We start from the raw sequence: 19,545 nt of genomic DNA, 5'->3' as shown, positions 1-19,545 counted from the left end.
CGGCCAGGGCATCAGGCGCCTGCGCCCCTGCCGGATCGACCGCCGTCATCACGGTCGGCGCCCCCGCGCGCACCCCCGGACGGCCGGCCTCTGCCACCTCTCCCAGGGGGCCGTCCCCCGCGGGGGTGCCCACCCGCATCCCCGTCCGGTCCTCACCCGTGCCAGGAGCGCCAGAGTGCCGCGTACGCACCCTCCGCCGCGACCAGCTCCTCGTGGCTGCCCAGCTCGCTGATCCGGCCGTTCTCGACGACGGCGATCACGTCGGCGTCATGGGCGGTGTGCAGCCGGTGGGCGATGGCCACCACGGTGCGGCCGTCGAGAACCCGCGCCAGGGAGCGTTCCAGATGGCGGGCCGCACGAGGGTCGAGCAGCGAGGTCGCCTCGTCCAGGACCAGCGTGTGCGGATCGGCGAGCACCAGCCGGGCCAGCGCGATCTGCTGTGCCTGTGCCGGGGTCAGCGCGAGACCGCCGGAGCCGACCTCGGTGTCCAAGCCGTCGTCCAGGGCCCGCGCCCAGCCGTCCGCGTCGACCGCGCCGAGGGCCGCCCACAGCTCGGCGTCCGTGGCGTCGGTGCGGGCCAGCAGGAGGTTGTCGCGCAGGGAGCCCACGAAGACATGGTGCTCCTGGTTGACCAGGGCGACCTGCGCGCGGACGCGCTCGGCGGGCATCCGGGACAGCTCCGCGCCGCCCAGGGTGACCCGGCCGTCCCGGGGCGCGTAGATCCCGGCGAGCAGCCGGCCCAGGGTGGACTTGCCCGCACCGGACGGGCCGACGAGGGCCATCCGGGTGCCCGGAGCGACCCGCAGGGAGACCTCGCGCAGCACGTCGACACCCTCCCGGTAGCCGAACCGCACCCGGTCGGCGTCCATCACCCGTCCCTCGGGGACCAGTGCCGCGTCCCCGGCGTCCGGCTCGATGTCCCGGACACCGACCAGGCGGGCCAGCGACACCTGGGCGACCTGCACCTCGTCGTACCAGCGCAGGATCAGGTTGACCGGGTCGACCAGCATCTGCGCGATGAGGGCGCCGGTGGTCAGCTGGCCCACCCCTATCCAGCCCCGCAGCACGAACACCCCGCCGACCATCAGGACCGAGCCGAGCACGAGGAGGTGGACGGTGTTGATGACCGGGAAGAGCACGGAGCGGAGCCAGAGCGTGTACCTCTCCCACGCGACCCACTGGGAAATCCGCTGCTCGGACAGGGCGACGCGGCGGGCGCCGAGGCGGTGCGCCTCGATGGTGTGGCCCGCGTCCACGGTCTCGGCGAGCGCGGCGGCGACGGCGGCGTACCCGGCGGCTTCCGAGCGGTAGCCGGACGGCGCCCGCTTGAAGTACCAGCGGCAGCCGACCACCAGGACAGGCACGGCGAGCAGCACGGCGGCGGCCAGCGCCGGCGCCGTCACCACCAGCCCGCCGAGCAACAACAGGGCCCACACGACACCGATGGCCAGCTGCGGTACGGCCTCGCGCATGGCGTTGGCCAGCCGGTCGATGTCGGTGGTGATACGGGAGAGCAGGTCGCCGGTGCCCGCCCGTTCCAGCACGCCCGGCGGCAGCCCCACGGCCCGGACGAGGAAGTCCTCGCGCAGGTCGGCCAGCATCCGCTCGCCGAGCATCGCGCCCCGCAGCCGTACCTGCCGGACGAACACGGCCTGCACGGCGAGCGCGAGCACGAACAGCCCGGCGGTCAGCCCCAGGTGGAGTTCCCGGGCCCCGTCCGACACCCGCTCGACCAGCCCGCCCAGCAGGTACGGGCCCGCCATGGAGGCGATCACGGCCACCGTGTTGACGGCGATGAGCACCAGGAAGGCCCGGCGGTGCCGGCGGAACAGCTCGGTGACGTAGGCGCGCACGGTCGTGGCGGCGCCGACGGGCAGGGTGGTGGCGGTCGTCGGGGCCGCCGGGTCGTGGTCCGGCGGTGCGACGCCGATCATGCGCTCTCCTCGATCTCTTCCAGCTCCTGGAGCCCGTCCAGCAGCATGCCGTCGGCGGCGGCCAGTTCCTCGTCGGTCTCCCGGGTGACCACGGCCCGGTACCGGGACTCGCCGTCGATCAGCTCGCGGTGCGGGCCGACCGCCGCGACCCGGCCCTCGTGCACCAGGGCGACCTGGTCCGCGCGGTCGAGCAGCAGCGGCGAGGAGGTGAACACCACGGTCGTCCGTCCCGACCGCAGGCGGCGCAGCCCGTCCGCGATCCGGGCCTCGGTGTGCGAGTCGACCGCGGAGGTCGGCTCGTCCAGCACCAGCACCTCCGGATCGGTGATCAGCGACCTGGCGAGCGCCAGCCGCTGGCGCTGGCCGCCGGACAGGGACCGGCCGCGCTCGGTGATCCGGGCGTCCAGCGGATCGGCGGCGTCCAGCGAACCCTGCACCAGCGCGTCCAGCACGTCCTCGCACTGCGCCGCGGCCAGCGCGTCCCCGGCCCGCACGGCACCGGAGGAGGGCACGTCCAGCAGCTCGCGCAGCGTGCCGGACAGCAGCACCGGGTCCTTGTCCTGGACGAGGACGGCGGTGCGGGCGCTGTCGAGGGGCAGGTCGTCCAGGGGTACCCCGCCCAGCAGGACCGAACGGTCCGGCTCGGCGGGGTGGCCGCCGAGCCGCTCGGCCAGCCGGCCCGCCGCGTCCGGGTCACCGCACACCACGGCGGTGAACCGGCCGGCGGGAGCGAGCAGACCGGTCACCGGGTCGTACAGGTCGCCGCCCGGCACCCCGGCCTCGCGGGTGCCGTCGGTGTCCGTGGACCGCTCCAGTGACAGCACACGCGCGGCGCGCTTGGCCGAGGGGCGGGAGAAGGAGTACGCCATGGCGATCTCCTCGAAGTGCCGCAGCGGGTAGGTGAGGATCATGACCGCGCTGTAGACGGTGACGAGTTCGCCGACGTCGATCCGGCCCGCGCGGGCCAGGTCGACGCCGCGCCAGACGACCGCGATCAGCAGCAGCCCGGGCAGCAGCACCTGGACGGCGGAGATCAGCGACCACATCCGGGCACTGCGCACGGCGGCGTGCCGTACCTCCTGGGAGGCCCGGCGGTAGCGGTCCAGGAACAGTTCCTCACCGCCGATGCCGCGCAGCACCCGCAGACCCGCGACCGTGTCGGAGGCCAGTTCGGTGGCCCGGCCCGCCTTCTCGCGCTGGACGTCGGCGCGGCGGGTCGCCCGGGGCAGCAGGGGCAGCACCGCGAGCGCCACGACGGGCAGGCCCACGGCGACGACCACACCGAGCGCGGGCTGGTACACGACCAGGGCGACGGCGACGATCACCACCGTCACGGCGGCGGCGGTGAAGCGGGAGACGGCCTCGACGAACCAGCCGATCTTCTCGACGTCACCCGTGGACACGGCCACCACCTCACCGGCGGCCACCCGCCGGGTCAGGGCGGACCCCAGGTGGGCGGCCTTGCGCGCCAGCAGCTGCTGGACGCGGGCGGCGGCGGTGATCCAGTTGGTGACGGCGGCGCGGTGCAGCAAGGTGTCGCCGACGGCGAGCCCCGTGCCGCACAGCACCAGCAGACCGCCCGTCAGCGCGAGCCGGGTGCCGGAGCGGTCGACGGCCGCCTGCACGGCGAGACCGACGCAGAAGGGCAGGGCGGAGACGGAGACGAAGTGAAGCAGGCCCCAGGCGAGCGACTTCAGCTGTCCACCCAGCTGATTGCGCCAGAGCCACCACAGGAATCGGGGACCCGAGCGCGCGTCGGGCACGCCCGGATCGGGATACGGAAGGTCTTGGATCTGCATGACGTCCCAGTGGCTCGTGTCAGGGCAGGGCAGGGCAGGAGCGGAACGCCGCGGTGCGCGGCAACAAGCCGTGAAAGGTTGACGTCATGCAGTGGTGAATTTCAAACAGTTTTCCCGACGGACCGCGAAATCGGCCGTGTTCCGGCCATGGCACCGCCGTCCGGCAGCCGGGGACCCTGCTTCCCGGCTGCCGCGCGGTCATCGTCGGGCGGGACCGGCGGCACCGGCGGAACCGGCGGGACCAGCGGGGCTTGACGGGCCGGCAGGGGCGGACGGGGCTGCCGGACCGGAGGGGTCGGTCCGGGTGGCAGGGCTCTCCGGCGGCCCCGACGTGGCGGACGACGACACCACGTCCACGTCGCTGGCCCGTACGTACGCGAGCCGGTGGCCGAACTGGATCTCGTAGTACTTCTCCCGGCCCCACACCACGGGGTTGGGCGTGTCGCTGAAGGACTTGGCGGTGTAGGAGCTGCCGACACCTGACTGCGTCACATACCGCTGGCCCGCCTCGAAGCTGTACGGGAGCGGTGACTCGTCCGGCTCGTCCACGTCGTCCGGGTACGCCTCCTCCTCCGGCAGGGCGCGCCCGTACACCGGGACCTCGTCCAGACCCTCTTTCGGTGTGACCATGCGCCCGGCCGCGCCGACGGCGGTCGGACGGTCCTGGGGATTCCTGAACCAGGCCTTGTTGCCCTGGAACCAGATCGCCGTCCAGTCGCCGCTGCGGTCGGCCACGGCGAAGGTCTGGCCGGCGGAGACCCGCGAGCCCAGGTCGTTGACGTCCACGGTGGAGTCGTCGCCGTCCGGTTTGCGGCCCGGGTCCTGGATCAGCGGGGCGCGCTCGCTCGGCTCGGTGTACAGGCGGACGGCGCTGGAGCCGTGCGGCCGACACGGTGAACCACTGCCGGTGCAGCCCGTGAACGCCGGCTTGTGCGTGGCGTAGTCGGGCAGGATGGTCACCATGTCACTGTCCGGTCCCGCCGTGGCCCGCAGCGGTGCGCCTAGGAGGTCGAAGTAGTGGCGCCAGTCCCAGAAGGGGCCGGGGTCGTCGTGCATGTCGGGAATGCTGCCGGCGGTCGGGGCCGGCACGTTGTCGTGGCCGAAGATGTGCTGCCGGTCCAGCGGGATGGCGTACTTCTTCGCCAGGTACTTCACCAGGCGCGCCGAGGCCCGGTACATCCGCTCCGTGTACCAGGTTCCCGGCTGGGTGAGGAACCCCTCGTGCTCGATGCCGATGGAGCGGGCGTTCACGAACTGGCTGCCGGAGTGCCAGGCCTCGTCCTTGGTCTTGACGTGCTGGGTGATGTGGCCGTCGCTGGAGCGGATCGAGTAGTGCCACGACGACTCCGTGGGGTCCTGCACCGTCTGGAGCATGCTCGGCAGCTCCGCCTCGGTGTCGTGGATGACGATGTACTCGATCGGCTGGTCCCTGGGGCGGTCGGCCAGGTCGTGGTTGCCGTACGCGCTGTCGTCGATCTCCTCGTACGGCGCGCCGAGCCAGTCGCAGGCCAGTTCCGCGGGGCACTCGACGTCCTTCTGCCGCTGCGGGCCCTGGGCGGTGGGAGTGTGCTGGCGCGGCCGGACGCGGGGGGTGGCGGGGAGCGTGACCTCCTGTCCCTCGGCGGTGGTGCGGTGCGCGCCCCGGCGGATCAGGGCGAAGACGTCGTCGGCGTAGGCGGCGGCCGACGAGACGTCACGGGTTCCCGGGAAGCGCGCCACCGCCTCCCACCAGTCCCCGGGGTCGGCGCTGAGGGGCTTGCCGAGCTGCCGCTGCGTGGCCGCCAGGAGCGCCGCGCCGCCGCGTACGTTGGCGACGGCGTCCTTGCGCAGCTGTTCGGCCGGGACGTGGATCAGCCGCGCCGCGTGGGGCAGGTCCGCGGGCTGCACGGCGTGGCCGGGCGAGGTGTCGGCGCCGCCCGTGGCGGCCGGTCCGGGGGCCGCGGCGCGGGGCTGCGCGTGGACGCCGTCCGCCGCCCGCGGGTCGGCGGAGGAGGCGGGCGTCGTGACGAGCTCGGGGTCCAGCAGGTGCATCGGCCCGAAGCCGCCGGCGACGCTGGGCGCGCCGGGGTGGGAGTCCCAGCGCGACTGCAGGTAGGACACGCTCATGAGGACACTGCGCGGCACGTGGAACTCGCGCGCGGCGTCCGTGAAGGCGTCCTGCAGCCGCCGGTCGGACGGATCGGCGCAGCCGGACATCGGGAGGATCAGCAGCGGTGGCAGCAGCGCCGCCCCCGCGATCACACAGGCTGTACGGCGGCATCTCCGGACGGCACCGGGAATGCGGGCAACGACAGTTCTTCTCATTGCAGGGGCTCCCAACCACGCTCGTTCGCAACCAGGGCAAAGGAGTTGCCCGTCGCGCCACCCCTCGTACGTTTCCGTGCCCCGAGCGCCGTGTCGTGGCGAGCGTCACCGGTGTGGACCAGCTCTCCCGCAGAGGCCACCCGGTCGGCGGCAGTGACTCCGCTGCCCGGGGCAACCAAACATGACATGCCGTCCGGTCCCGGCCCGGGCGCCCGGTGACCCGGACGCTCAGTCCTCCACCGGGTCCACCTGCCAGTCGGGGTGCCCCGGCATCGGCGGGGTGTGCGCGCCGTACAGCCACGGACGCAGGAACGGACCGAGGTCCTCGCCCGCGACCCGGGACGCGAGCGCGATGAAGTCCCGGGTGCCGGCCGCCCGGCCCCGGTAGGCGGTCACCCAGGCCCGCTCGATCCGGCCGAAGGTCTCCTCGCCGACCTTTTCCCGCAGCGCGAACAGCACCAGCGCCGAGCCGTCGTACCGCATCACCTTGAACAGGGTGGCGTCGGTGGGTTCGGCGGGCGCCCCCTCGTCGTGCCGCCACTGGTCGTGCTGCTCGTACGCCGCCCGCATCACGGACTCCAGAGCGGCCCCGCCGTGCTCGTCGGAGTAGAGCCGTTCGTAGTAACGGGCGTGACCCTCGCTCAACCACAGGTCGGACCAGCGCCGGATGGCGACGCTGTCGCCCGTCCAATGGTGGGTCAGTTCGTGCACGAGGTCGCGTTCGGCGTCGACCCGGTCGCCCAGCAGGTCGTCCCGGGGCACGACGGCGAGCGACTGGGTCTCCAGCGCCACCGGCAGGTCGGTGTCCCCGACCAGCACGCCGTAGCGGCGGAACGGGTAGGGGCCGAGCCGCTGTTCCAGCCAGGCCAGGTGGTCCGGGGTGAGCGAGCGGTACTCCTCGGTGTCCGCGACCAGGCCGTCCGGCACCACGTCCCGGACGGGCAGCCCGTGCGGCCCCTCGCTGTCGACGAACGTAAACTTTCCGATCGCCAGCTGGACCAGCTGCGCCGCGATCGGCTGTTCGGAGTCGTATGTCCACCGGGTGCGGCCGTCGGGATGCCGTTCGGTGCCGACGAGGCGGCCGTTGGCCACCGCGCTCACGCCGGGCGGGGTCGTCACGCGGAAGGTGATGGGCGCCCGCAGGCTCGGGTGGTCGTTGGCCGGGAAGATCATCCTGGCGCCGTCGGGCTGCGCGCAGACGACGGTTCCGTCGGACGTGGGCACCCAGCCGTAGTCCTGGATGGCGTCGTCGCGGTGGCGTGCTTGCGTCGGGTCGGCGGTGTAGGCGACGCGGACGGTGAAGGCGCGGCCGCGCGGGATCGGCTTCGCGGGGGTGACGACGAGTTCGTCTCCGTGGCGCTCGGCGGCGGCCGGTGCCCCGTCGACGGTCACGCGGTGCAGCGTGTTGCCCGCGAAGTCCAGGTCGAAGCGGGACAGGGCCTGGGTGGCGGTGGCGCTGACGGTGGCACCGGCCTCGAAGGGGGTGCGGGGCGCGCGCCAGTCGAAGTCGAGCGTGTAACGGCGGACGGTGTAGCCGCCGTTGCCGGCCAGCGGCATGAGCGGGTCGCCGATGCCCGGCGCGCCGGGTGACGGAACCGGACCGGTGGCGGTGGCCGGGGCGCCGGGGGCGGGACGCCGGCCGGGACCGGCGAACGGAGCACTGACGGTGATGACGGCGGCGCCCGCGAGGGCGAGTACGACGACTCCGGCGAGCGTGCGACCGGCCCGGCGGTGGTGTCCCGACGGGTCTGTGACCGGTGCTTTCACCGCGGGTGTCCCTCGGAGGCGCGGGGAGCCGGGCGCCCGGCGGGAGGGCCGCCGACGGTCGTGATGTCCATGCTCGCACTATGCCAGTACCATGCGCTTATATAACTGATTGTCACTTTTCTGGGTGCCTGCGCGGTGTCCCGGACGGCCCGTCCGCATCGCGCCGATCCCTTGAGGCGTCATTGCGGGGCGGGCCGTCTGCCCGTAGAACACGGGCCATGAGACGAAAGTTGGTCATGTCCATGCTCGCCGGGGCGACCCTTCTGGCGAGCGCGCTCCTCGGTACGGGCGCGCCGACCGCCCGGGCGGTGGACGTACCCGCCGAGTTCGGCACCGACTGGCACGACCCGGTGACCGCGGCCCCGCCCGTCGGCCGGCCGCACACCCGCTCCTGCCAGGTCACCCTCGCCGACGCGCGGTTCCGTGACTTCACGCCCTACCGAGGCACCTACGCGCCCCCCGAGGATTGCGGCGACCGCTGGAGCAAGGTCGTGCTGCGCCTCGACGGCAAGGTGAAGGGGCGTCAGTACGACCGGCTCGGCTATCTGCGGGTCGGCGGGGTCGAGGTCCTGCGCACCTCCACCCCGGAACCCTCGCCCGACGGCATCGAGTGGCACGTCGAGAAGGACGTCACCCGCTACAGCGAGACCCTCCGTGCCGCCCGGGACGTCGAGATGCTGATCGGCAACGTCGTGGACGACACCTACACCGGTGTCATCGACGTACACGTCACCCTGACCTTCTACGCGGGACGTCCCGCGGCCCCCGCGCCCGACCGGGTCCTCACCCTCACCGGCACGCCCGCCGGGACGACGCTCACCACCCCGCGCAACAGCGAACGGATCGTCGCCGAGGTGTACGCGACCGGTTCGGGCGGCGGCTGCGAGGAGTTCTGGTACCTGACCGTCGCCGACCCGGCGCCGTACTCCTGCAAGGCCGACCACGGGCCGTACCGGGAGGTGCGGATCAGCGTCGACGGGCGGCTCGCCGGCATCGCGGCGCCGTACCCGCACGTATGGACGGGCGGCTGGTCCAACCCCTTCCTGTGGTACGTCGTCCCGGCCCCGCGCGCCTTCGACGTGCGGCCCGTCGAGTACGACCTCACACCCTTCGCCGGTCTGCTCAACGACGGCCGCCCGCACCGCGTCGAGGTGTCCGTCGCCGGGGTGCCGGCGGGGCAGCCCGGCTGGAGCACACCGGTGAACGTCCTGGTCTGGCAGGACCCGCACCGGGACCACGTGCCCGGCGCGCTCACCGAGGACACCGCCACCGACCTCGTGAACTCCTCGGTCCACACGCCCGGCCGGGAGCACCGGGTGGACACCGAGGCGGGGCACCGGCTCACCGTCTCCGGCTACCTGGACACCTCTCACGGACGGGTGACCACCACCGTCACCCGGACGCTCGCCCACACCTCAGTCCACCGCTGGACCGACGGCGAGAACACCGACGGACTCGACGCCTCCTGGAGCGACGACGAGTCGGTCGGGACCGCCGGTCACGGCCCGGCGCGCACGACGCGCACCCACCGGACGTACACCATGAACGGCACCGTCACCCTCGGCCCGGACGACCGGCTGCGCACCGTGCTCACGGTCGGCGACCGGGCCTCGGCGGTGACGCGCCAGGGCGGCCGGCGCACCGCGTGGTCGCGGCTGGACGACACCTACAGCGGCGACGCCGCCTACACCCTGAACGTCCCGCGCGACCAGCGGCACGCGGTGGGCACATCGACCGAGCGCTACCGCCTCCTCGGATCGGCGGGCTGCTACGACCGCTCGCTGACCACGGTCCAGGGCGTGCTGACGGAGGACCGCGACCGCTGCTGAGCCCGGCCGGCCGCCGTCGCGCGAACACCAAGGCCCCCGCTCCCGGGGCAGGCCGCACCGGCGGTGCGGACGACCCCGGGCGGGGGCCCTGCCGGAGGAAGACGGCCGCTCAGCAGCGCGGCGCGGCCTCCCCGTCGATCAGCGTGTCCAGCAGTACGCCGAGCACCTGGCGCTCCTTCTCCGTCAGCGGCGCCAGTATCTCCTCGGCCGCCGAGCGGCGGGCGCCGCGCAGTTCCAGCAGGGTGGCGCGGCCCTCGTCGGTCAGCTCGATCCGGGTCACGCGCCGGTTCGCGGGGTCCGGCACCCGCCGGACCTTGCCGCCCGCCTCCAGTCCGTCGACCAGCGTGGTCACCGCGCGCGGCACGACCTCCAGCCGCTCGGCCAGGTCGGCCATGCGCGGCGGTGAGGGATAGTGCGCGAGGGTGCGCAGCAGCCGGGACTGGGCCGGGGTGACGCCCAGGTCGCGCCGTTCCAGATGGCGTTTCTGTATGCGGTGCACCCGGCGGGTGAGCCGTAGCAACTGCTCGGCGAGCAGGCCGTCGGGATCGGGGGTCGTCATGCGGGAACAATATCAGGACGCCGCTCATTGTGAGTATAGGTAACAATGAGCTACGATCAGTCATGCGTCGTCGGCCGTCCTGGGCCGCCCCCCTCGCTCACCTCCGTAGGAGCCCATGCATCCCGATCACGAACCCTCCTGGACCCCACCTGCCGACGCCGGCGAACAGCCCCGGCAGGTGCGCCGCATCCTGCGGCTCTTCCGTCCCTACCGCGGGCGCCTCGCCGTCGTCGGGCTGCTGGTCGGCGCCTCCTCGCTGGTCTCGGTGGCCACGCCGTTCCTGCTGCGGGAGACGCTCGACGTCGCCATCCCCGAGGGCCGCACGGGTCTGCTGAGCCTGCTCGCGCTCGGCATGATCCTCAGTGCCGTCCTGGCCGGCGTCTTCGGCGTGCTCCAGACGCTGATCTCGACCACCGTCGGCCAGAAGGTCATGCACGATCTGCGCACGGCGGTCTACGGCCGGCTCCAGCGCATGTCGCTCGCCTTCTTCACCCGCACCCGCACCGGTGAGGTGCAGTCCCGCATCGCCAACGACATCGGCGGCATGCAGGCCACCGTCACCTCCACCGCCACCTCCCTGGTCTCCAACGTCACCAGCGTGGTCGCCACGATCGTCGCCATGGTCGCCCTGGACTGGCGGCTGACGATCGTCTCGCTCGTCCTGCTGCCTGCGTTCGTCTGGATCAGCCGCCGCGTCGGCAACGAACGCAAGAAGATCACCACCCAGCGGCAGAAACAGATGGCGGCGATGGCGGCCACGGTCACCGAGTCGCTCTCGGTGAGCGGCATCCTGCTCGGCCGCACCATGGGCCGCTCCGACTCGCTGACCGCGTCCTTCGCCACCGAGTCCGAGCGCCTGGTCGATCTGGAGGTCAGATCGAACATGGCCGGGCGCTGGCGCATGGCCGTGATCACGATCGTCATGGCCGCGATGCCCGCCGTCATCTACTGGACCGCCGGCCTCGCCCTCCGGTTCGGCCGCCCCGACGTCTCCCTCGGCACCATCGTCGCCTTCGTCTCCCTCCAGCAGGGCCTGTTCCGCCCGGCCGTGAGCCTGCTGGCGACCGGCGTCCAGATCCAGACCTCCCTGGCGCTCTTCCAGCGCATCTTCGAATACCTCGACCTGCCGGTGGACATCACCGAGCGCGAGCGGCCGGTCCGCCTCGACACGGTCAAGGGCGAAGTCCGCTTCGAGAACGTCGAGTTCCGCTACGACGACAAGAGCGGCCCCGTCCTCGACGGCATCGACATCACCGTGCCGGCCGGCGGCAGCCTCGCCGTCGTCGGCCCCACCGGTGCCGGGAAGTCCACGCTCGGCTATCTCGTGCCCCGCCTGTACGACGTCACCGGCGGCCGGGTCACCCTGGACGGAGTGGACGTCCGCGACCTCGACTTCGACACCCTCGCCCGCGCGGTCGGCGTCGTCTCCCAGGAGACGTACCTCTTCCACGCCTCGGTCGCCGACAACCTGCGCTTCGCCAAGCCGGACGCCACCGACGAGGAGTTGCACGCGGCGGCCAGGGCGGCGCAGATCCACGACCACATCACCGCGCTGCCCGACGGCTACGACACGATCGTGGGCGAACGCGGCCACCGCTTCTCCGGCGGCGAGAAGCAGCGCCTGGCCATAGCCCGCACCATCCTGCGCGACCCGCCGGTCCTCATCCTGGACGAGGCGACCAGCGCGCTCGACACCCGCACCGAAGCCGCCGTCCAGCGGGCCATCGACGCGCTCTCGGCCGACCGCACCACCCTCACCATCGCCCACCGGCTGTCCACCGTGCGCGACGCCGACCAGATCGTGGTGCTGGACTCCGGGCGCGTCGCCGAACGCGGCACGCACGACGAACTCCTGGAGCGGGACGGGCGGTACGCGGCCCTGGTGCGCCGCGATGCGCAACTGCGACCGACAGAATGAACATATGCCAGGTTTATGACGATATACGTATTACCGTGCCCGCATGCAGACGAACACTCCGCCACGGAACACGCTCCGACTGACACGCCGGGGAAGACTCGTCACGCTCGTGGCCGGCGCCGTCGCGGCCGGCACCGCCGTGGCGGTGCCGCTGCTGCTGCTCGCGGGCGACCGCGACGAGGCCAGGTCCGCCTCCCTGGTCATCCCGGAGGGCTGGCGCGCGAGCCAGGTGTACGACGCGGTCGACAAGGCGCTGCGGCTGCCCCCGGGCAGCACCCGCAAGTCGCTCGGCAAGGCGGCGCTGAAACTGCCGGGCGAGGCCCAGGGCAACCCGGAGGGCTATCTGTTCCCGGCGACATATCCGATCCCGGAAGGAGCCACCCCCGAGTCGCTGCTGCGCACCATGGTCGACACCGCCAACGACAAGTACGGCCTCGCCCCGGTCACGGCGGGCGCCCAGCGCAACGCGATGAACCTCCACCAGGCCGTCACCGTCGCCAGCATCGTCCAGGCCGAGGCCGACACCAAGGCGGACATGGGCAAGATCGCCCGGGTCATCCTCAACCGGCTGGCCCGCGGAATGCCGCTGCAGATGGACTCGACCGTCAGCTACGCGCTCGAACACGACCCCGCCCAGGCCGGCCAGAGCAGCGGGCAGGTGCAGAGCCCGTACAACTCCTACCAGCGCATGGGCCTGCCCCCGACCCCGATCGACAACCCCGGCGCGGAGGCGATGCGCGCGGCCCTGAACCCCACGCCGGGCGACTGGCTGTACTTCGTCACGGTCCGGCCCGGGGAGACCCGCTTCACCGCCGACTACGACGAGCACCTGCGGAACGTGGCCGAGTTCCACGCCGTCCACCAGAGCGCGGCACCGGCCCAGCCGGACGGCGGCGTGCCCTGGTCCTCGTCCTCCCCGGTCCCCGCGCAGCCTTCGGGCGGCTGAGCGGCGGGACGTCACGCGGCGAGGGGCTCCCCGGCGAGCAGCCGCCGGATGTCCCGGACGGCCGCGCGCCCGGCCCGGTTGGCCCCGATGGTGCTGGCGGAGGGGCCGTAGCCCAGGAGATGGACCCGCGGATCGGCGACCGCGCGGGTGCCCTCCAGCCGGATGCCGCCGCCCGGCTCGCGCAGCCCGAGCGGCGCGAGATGGTCGAGCGCGGCGCGGAAACCGGTCGCCCACAGGATCACGTCGGCCGCCACCTTGCGGCCGTCCCGCCACTCCACACCGTCCGGAACGACCCGGTCGAACATCGGCTGCCGGTCCAGGACCCCGTCCGCCAGCCCCTGCCGGATCGCGTCGTTCAGGGGCAGCCCGGTGACCGAGACCACACTGCGCGGCGGCAGCCCTTGGCGCACCCGCTCCTCCACCAGTGCGACGGCCGCGCGGCCCGCGCCCTCGTCGAACGGCCCCTCACGGAAGACCGGGGGCCGCCGGGTGACCCACGTGGTCGCGGCGGCGTACGGGGCGAGTTCCAGCAGATGCTGGGTGCCCGAGGCGCCACCGCCCACCACCACGACCCGCCGGCCGGCGAACTCCTCGGGACCGGTGTACTGCGCGGTGTGCAACTGCCGTCCCCGGAAGGACTCCTGGCCGGGGTAGCGCGGCCAGAACGGCCGGTCCCAGGTGCCGGTCGCGTTGATCAGCGCTCGCGCCGCCCAGGTGCCGTCCGGTGTCTCGACGAGCAGTCGCCCCCCGGTGCCCTCGCGCACCGCGCGGACGTCCACGGGACGCCGTACCCGCAGGCCGAAGGCTCGCTCGTAGCGGTCGAAGTATTCCCGGACCACCTCGGACGAGGGCCGCGCCGGGTCGGCGTCCGTCAGCTCCATGCCGGGCAGCGCGTGCATCCCGTGCACCTTGCCGAACGTCAGCGAGGGCCACCGGAACTGCCAGGCGCCGCCCGGCCCGGGGGAGTGGTCGAGGACCACGAAGTCGCGGTCCGGCTCGAAACCGGTCCGCCGCAGGTGATAGGCGGCGGACAGGCCCGCCTGACCCGCGCCGATGACGACGACCTCGACCTCGTGTGCTGCGTTCACGCCTGTCCCCAACACGAACCGGCACACGGATCTTCCCGGCGGGCCCGCGTCGTCCTCAGCCCTTCGCCGGGGTCGTCGACGGCGGCAGACCGCCGTTGTACCGCCGGTCCACGAAGCCGGCGAAGTCGACCTTGTGCGGGATGAGCCGCAGCTCGGCGAAGGCGTCGGCGATCCGCTGCTCGGAGGCGACCAGCGGATCGTCGACGGCGACCGCCACGCGGGTGGAGTTCGTGCGCCGCACGGACGCCAGAGCCACCTCGTACGGCAGACCGGTGTCTTTGGCCCACACCTTGGCCCACTCCTCCTGGTGGTCGTGCACCCAGTCCGTGGCCCGCCGCAGCCGCGCCAGATAGTCCTTGACGGCGGCGGCCTTCTCCGGGTCCTTCAGCGCGGCGGGGGAGGCGACCTGGAAGGTGAGGCCGTTGGTCACGCCGTCGCCGGTGGTGAGCACCCGGCCCCGCCCGGCCTGGAGGATCTGTGAGGTGTACGGGTCCCAGACCGCCCACGCGTCGACCTTGCCGGAGGTGAACGCGGCCAGCGCGTCGGCCGGCTGGAGGTACTTCACCTTGACGTCGGACAGGCTCAGCCCTGCCTTCTCGAGCGAGGCGACCAGCTGATAATGGGCGGAAGAGCCCTGTGCGACGGCGACGGACCTGCCCTTCAGCTGCCGGGTACCGGTCAGCTTCGAGCCGTTCGGCACCAGGATGGTGTCGCCCTTGGAGGTGCCGTGCCAGGCCGCCACGACGGTGATCTTCGATCCGGCGCCGGCCGCGAAGACGGGCGGGGTGTTGCCGACACCACCGATGTCGACGGCCCGGGCGTTGACGGCCTCCAGCAGCGGCGGGCCGGAGGTGAAGGTCGACCACTTGATCTTGTAGTGCAGGTTCTCGAGCTCTCCTGCGGCGCGCAGGATGGCCTCCGAACCGCCCTTCTGGTCGCCGACGTCGAGCGTGACCGGGCCCGTTCCGTCGGTGTCGGTGCTCGCGGACGAGCTGCCGCCGCAGGCGGTGAGCAGGAGGGCGAGGGGCAGGAGCAGCGCGGCGGGGACGAGTCGTCGTCGCATGACGGTTCCGTTCGGTGCGAGGGAGTGCGGGGGAGTGCGGGGGTCAGGCGGTTTCGGCGGCGGTGTCGACGCCGAGCAGTCCGAGCAGCCGGGCGCGGAGCGCGGCGAACCGGGGATCGGTGATCTCACGTGGCCGGTCGAGGTCGATGGTCTGCTCGTGGGCGATCCGGCCGTGGTCCATGACCAGGACGCGGTCGGCGAGCAGTACGGCCTCCTCGACGTCGTGCGTGACCAGCAGCACCGCGCAGCCCCGGCGCTGCCAGACCTCCCCGACCAGGCGCTGGGCCCGGATCCGGGTGAGCGCGTCGAGCGCACCGAACGGCTCGTCGAGCAGCAGCAGATCGGGTTCGCGCACCAGGGCGCGGGCGAGGGAGGCGCGCTGGGCCTCGCCGCCGGAGAGGGTCCTCGGCCAGGCGTCGACGCGGTGACCGAGACCCACCTCGTCCAACGCCCGTTCCGCCACGGCCCGTTCGGGCCTGCCGGGCAGCCCGAGCAGAACGTTGCGCCACACCTTCTTCCAGGGCATGAGCCGGGGTGCCTGGAAGGCGACGGCCCGCCGGCGCGGGACCAGCGCGGTGCCCTCGATGTCCCGGTCCAGGCCCGCGAGGATGCGCAGCAGGGTCGACTTGCCGCAGCCGCTGCGGCCGAGCAGGGCGACGAACTCGCCGGGCGCGATGTCGAGTCGTAGGCCGTCGATGACCGCGCGGCCGTCGAAGGAGCGGGTCAGTCCCTCGACATGGACCGCGGGTCCGGTCACCGTCCGGTGAACGTCGGTCGCCATTGCAGCAGCAGCCTTTCGAGGGAGCGGACGATGAAGTCGGCGAGCAGACCGAGGAAGGCGTAGACGATCAGGCAGACCACGATCACGTCGGTCCGCAGGAAGTCCCGCGCCTGCACCATCAGGAAGCCGATGCCGGCGTCGGCGTTGACCTGCTCGGCGAAGACGAGCGCGAGCCAGGCGATGCCGAGCGAGTAACGCAGTCCGGTCAGCGCCCCGGGCAGTGCGCCCGGCAGCACCACATGCCGTACCAGACCCCACCGGGAGAGCCCCAACGACTCTCCGGCCTCGATGAGTTGGGTGTCGACACCGCGGATGCCCGCGTACACGTTGAGGTAGAGCGGGAAGGTGACGCCGAGGGTGATGATCGCGGTCTTCGGGGCCTCGCCGATGCCGAACCAGATGATGAACAGCGGGATGAGGCCGACGAACGGCACCGTCCGCAGCATCTGCACCGGAGCGTCCACCAGGTCCTCGCCGATCCGGAACAGCCCCGCGAACAGGGCGAGTCCGGTGCCGGTCACCGTGCCGAACAGCAGGCCCAGCGCGACACGCCGGAGCGAGGTCGCCATGGCCGACGGCAGCGAACCATCGCTCACCAGGTCCCAGCCGACCTGCGCGATCCGGCCCGGCGAGGCGAGCACGTCCGGGGCCAGGACCCCGGTGGCGCTGAGGAGTTGCCACAGGGCCAGCAGCAGGAGCGGGCCGGTGGTGCGGCGCAGCCAGCGGGGGACCCGGGCGCGGCGGGCGGAGACGGGGACGACGGGCTGGAGGCCGGGGAACGCGTCCCCGTCAGGGTGCCCGGGTCCGGAGATACCGGAAATGTCGGTTGAGGGAGGGTTGGGTGGGGCGTGGCTGATGCTCATGAACGCTCCAGGGGGAGGGATGGCTCCGCGCCGCAACGCCGTGCTCAGGCCGGTGAGCGGTCAAGGTGTGCGTACGGGCAGCCGCGGGCGGCCCGGAGTCCGGGCGAAGGAGCCAGGGGAGGGGAAAGGCGTCAGCGGCCGGTGCGACACGCGGCGGAGGCCACCCGCAGCAGGTCGATGTGACCGCGCGTGGTGAGCAGGGCTGAACGCGACATGCCGCCGAACCTAGCCAGGTGGACGTGCACAGGTCAACGGCGTCTCGTGTTACGGACCGGTCGTATCAGAAATCGGTGGTGCCGGGGCGACTGGCCGCTGCGCGTCGCCGCTGCTTGGCAGTGATCGCGTAGGAGCGGCGCCCGGGCCCCTTGGGGGTGCCGTCGTCGAGTTCTCGGATGTTCCCCCGCCGCGGCTCTGAATCTTCCGGAACCGCTGCGAATGCGTTCGTGGCGGGGATCGAATTCTCTTCATGTCTCACCGACGTAGTCAGCAACTTCGCCGGGCCGGCGAGCGGGCCTCGCAGGGAGGTCCTTCCGCCGCTGCGGGAAGCGGGCCGGCCGTACCGAGGCCCCGGACGCCATGGGCGGCAATCCGTCCAGGCGCTCAGCGGCAAGTACCCGCCAGGCCGAGAGAGGGCTCCCCGACAAGTGATCCGCGAGCCCCCCGACTGGACTGGGCCCGTCGCATCGAACTCGGTGCTGTCGTGCTCGGCGTTCTCCTGTCTTCTCTCATCGCGGCAGCCGGCATCTGGTACTCCAACAACCAAATCCGTGATCAACTCAAAATCAGCAGCCAGGAGCTGGGAGTCGCTCGGGAGGGGCAGATCACCGACCGGTACACAAAGGCGGTGGAGAATCTCGGTAACGATGCCATCGATGTCCGCCTGGGCGGCATCTACGCACTGCAGCGCATCATGCAGGACGCCCCCCGGGACCACCCCACCATCGCCGACGTCCTCGCCGCGTACATCCGCACCCACGCCGACAAACCCCTCAGAGAAGGTGAAGACGTCCCGGCCGATGTGCGCGCCGCCCTGACCGTCCTCGCCTACCGTGACACCAGCCACGACGACTACTTCACGCTTGACCTGCGGAACACCCGTCTAGCCGGTATCGAGCTCCAGGAGCGCCGCGGACGTACTGCGGACCTGTCCGGTGCGGATCTGCGCGGTGCGGACCTCACCGGCGCGAACTTGCGCCGTGCGCACTTGCTCGGTGCGGACCTCACCGGCGCGAACCTGCACGGCGCCGACTTGCGCGGCGCCGACCTGTCCGGCGCGCACCTGCGCCGCGCAGAGCTGTCCAAGACGGTCCTGTCCGACGCGAACCTGCATGGCGCGGACGCGCGCAGTGCGAACCTGCGCGGCTCCGACTTGGCCAACGCAGACTTGGTCGACGCGGACCTGGCCGATGCAGACCTGCGCTGCTTTTTGGGCGGCGCGGATCTGTCCGGCGCGAATCTGTTCGAGGCCGACCTGTCCAAGACATATCTGCGCAACGCGACCCTGCGAGGTACAGGCATGATCTCCGCGGACCTGTCCGACGCGGACTTGCGCGGCGCGGACCTACGCCGCGCGGACCTGATCACCGCGGATCTGCGCGGTGCGGACCTTACCGGCGTGGACCTGCGCGGCGCGGACCTTACTGGTGCGGACCTGCTCGGTGCGCATGGTGTTGCCCCTGACCGATGTCTGGGTCAATGCCGATCCGCACCCTGAGAGCCTCACGCCGGATCCCGGACACCCGCCACCCGACGTCCCGACTGCCGTGCGTACAGCATATGCAGCAGCGACCGGACCCGACGGTCCGGGCGCTGCCGCGATCACTGCTCAGGCTTCGATGTACGCCACGGTTCTGATCTTTCGCAGGGCGGTCACGATAGATCACCCGGACTCGGTTGAAGTCGTCCACGTGGTCGGGCAGCGGGGTATCGGGCATCAGGGAGCCCAGCCGGGAGTTGACGGCCTGAGGCACGTAAGGCTGTGCGCAGTGGTGTTTCGGTCCGGGCCGACTCCATCCCGATCAGCTGTAGCCCTGAAGGGTCTGCGACGCCAGGTTCAGGGTGAAGGTGTTCGGGGGGTAGTCACCGTCCGACTTGTTGTGACGGCCCAGCATGTACACCGTGACGGCATACTCGAATGCCTGCCGCGTCTGGTGGTAGACGGATGACTCGAACTTCAGGAATCGGGTAGCGGCCACGCTGTACTTGGTCGACTCGCTCGTGTGTGTCCGCAACTCGGTGACCGCCCGGTCCAGCGCGACGTACCACGTGTTCATGTTGTCGGCCATCTGAGCGAGCAGGAAGCGCACGCCCGTCGAGTCAGGCGGGCCCAGGCGGATGAGGTTCTGGGGCTGGATGCCCTCCATCAGTTCCCCGATGCCGTTGATCGCCTCGCGGTAGTCGGCGATGGCCGCGAGTTCCGCCGGGGTGAACGGGTCGGTCTGGACCTCGAACTGGCTCAGGGATTCGTCGTGCGTCATCGCTCACTCTCGGCGTGCTCGGGGGCGGCCGCGGGTGCGGCAGCTTGATGGTGACCACTATGTGGACCCCCTTCGTAATAAACCTGGTTGAGCCCTGGATTCGCAATGTCGCACAACTGGTCGTCAACTTGCGCGGGTTGTCGGTTGTGACCGAGCCCATGCCGCTCGTACTCAGGCGGACGCGTCGCGGGAAGCGCAGGGGCTGCCCTGAACGAGA

Annotated in this window: 14 protein-coding genes; 4 read left to right on the top strand and 10 right to left on the bottom strand. The window is 72.1% G+C overall.

Annotated features, from left to right (window positions below; all coding sequences use genetic code 11):
- Positions 1–152: 152 nt before the first annotated feature.
- From HB370_RS07085 to HB370_RS42450, 4 genes are all read right to left on the bottom strand, one after another.
- A complete protein-coding gene (locus tag HB370_RS07085; RefSeq protein ID WP_030775307.1) occupies positions 153–1,934 on the bottom strand; it encodes an ABC transporter ATP-binding protein in 1,782 nt (593 codons plus the stop codon).
- Entirely contained in the window at positions 1,931–3,733 is a 1,803-nt protein-coding gene (locus HB370_RS07080) for an ABC transporter ATP-binding protein (RefSeq protein WP_030775310.1), read from the bottom strand. The genes HB370_RS07085 and HB370_RS07080 overlap by 4 nt, the downstream gene beginning before the upstream one ends.
- Positions 3,734–3,931: 198 nt before the next feature.
- Complete coding sequence (locus HB370_RS07075) at positions 3,932–5,974, bottom strand: peptidoglycan recognition family protein (protein ID WP_078637277.1); 2,043 nt, start codon at positions 5,972–5,974, stop codon at positions 3,932–3,934.
- A gap of 291 nt (positions 5,975–6,265) precedes the next feature.
- Positions 6,266–7,804, bottom strand: a complete 1,539-nt coding sequence (locus HB370_RS42450) for a M1 family metallopeptidase (protein WP_280117734.1) — start codon at positions 7,802–7,804, stop codon at positions 6,266–6,268.
- 218 nt (positions 7,805–8,022) lie between these two features.
- Between HB370_RS42450 and HB370_RS07065 the strand changes: the two genes are divergently transcribed.
- Positions 8,023–9,633 carry a peptide-N4-asparagine amidase gene (locus tag HB370_RS07065; protein WP_244405455.1) on the top strand — a complete coding sequence of 537 codons (1,611 nt, stop codon included), beginning with the start codon at positions 8,023–8,025 and terminating at the stop codon, positions 9,631–9,633.
- Between the two features lie 109 nt (positions 9,634–9,742).
- Here HB370_RS07065 and HB370_RS07060 read toward each other — a convergent pair whose 3' ends face one another.
- A complete protein-coding gene (locus tag HB370_RS07060) occupies positions 9,743–10,192 on the bottom strand; it encodes a MarR family transcriptional regulator (protein ID WP_030775319.1) in 450 nt (149 codons plus the stop codon).
- A 115-nt stretch (positions 10,193–10,307) separates the two neighbouring features.
- Between HB370_RS07060 and HB370_RS07055 the strand changes: the two genes are divergently transcribed.
- On the top strand, positions 10,308–12,110 hold the full coding sequence (locus HB370_RS07055; protein ID WP_030775320.1) for an ABC transporter ATP-binding protein: 1,803 nt from the start codon (positions 10,308–10,310) through the stop codon (positions 12,108–12,110).
- A gap of 43 nt (positions 12,111–12,153) precedes the next feature.
- Positions 12,154–13,056 carry an endolytic transglycosylase MltG gene (mltG, locus tag HB370_RS07050; protein ID WP_030775321.1) on the top strand — a complete coding sequence of 301 codons (903 nt, stop codon included), beginning with the start codon at positions 12,154–12,156 and terminating at the stop codon, positions 13,054–13,056.
- Positions 13,057–13,067: 11 nt separating this feature from the next.
- Here mltG and HB370_RS07045 read toward each other — a convergent pair whose 3' ends face one another.
- From HB370_RS07045 to HB370_RS07030, 4 genes are read right to left on the bottom strand one after another with little or no spacing between them, the layout of a single operon-like run.
- Complete coding sequence (locus HB370_RS07045; protein ID WP_030775323.1) at positions 13,068–14,144, bottom strand: NAD(P)-binding domain-containing protein; 1,077 nt, start codon at positions 14,142–14,144, stop codon at positions 13,068–13,070.
- A 55-nt stretch (positions 14,145–14,199) separates the two neighbouring features.
- A complete protein-coding gene (locus HB370_RS07040) occupies positions 14,200–15,207 on the bottom strand; it encodes an ABC transporter substrate-binding protein (protein WP_030775325.1) in 1,008 nt (335 codons plus the stop codon).
- Between the two features lie 43 nt (positions 15,208–15,250).
- On the bottom strand, positions 15,251–15,988 hold the full coding sequence (locus HB370_RS07035) for an ABC transporter ATP-binding protein (RefSeq protein WP_030775327.1): 738 nt from the start codon (positions 15,986–15,988) through the stop codon (positions 15,251–15,253).
- Positions 15,961–16,851 carry an ABC transporter permease gene (locus tag HB370_RS07030; RefSeq protein ID WP_030775329.1) on the bottom strand — a complete coding sequence of 297 codons (891 nt, stop codon included), beginning with the start codon at positions 16,849–16,851 and terminating at the stop codon, positions 15,961–15,963. Before HB370_RS07030 ends, HB370_RS07035 begins: the two co-directional genes overlap by 28 nt.
- A gap of 700 nt (positions 16,852–17,551) precedes the next feature.
- On the opposite strand from HB370_RS07030, the gene HB370_RS07025 reads away from it, so the two are divergent.
- Positions 17,552–18,565 (top strand): pentapeptide repeat-containing protein, encoded by a 1,014-nt coding sequence (locus tag HB370_RS07025; RefSeq protein ID WP_051815210.1) that lies wholly within the window; start codon positions 17,552–17,554, stop codon positions 18,563–18,565.
- 304 nt (positions 18,566–18,869) lie between these two features.
- On the opposite strand, the gene HB370_RS07020 is transcribed toward HB370_RS07025, so the two are convergent.
- Positions 18,870–19,328, bottom strand: coding sequence for a hypothetical protein (locus HB370_RS07020; protein WP_030775333.1), 459 nt, complete (start codon positions 19,326–19,328; stop codon positions 18,870–18,872).
- Positions 19,329–19,545: the final 217 nt, after the last annotated feature.

It is taken from the genome of Streptomyces sp. DSM 40868, from assembly GCF_011820545.1.
Taxonomy (GTDB): domain Bacteria; phylum Actinomycetota; class Actinomycetes; order Streptomycetales; family Streptomycetaceae; genus Streptomyces; species Streptomyces eurythermus.
This window is presented reverse-complemented; position numbering and strand designations above follow the sequence as displayed.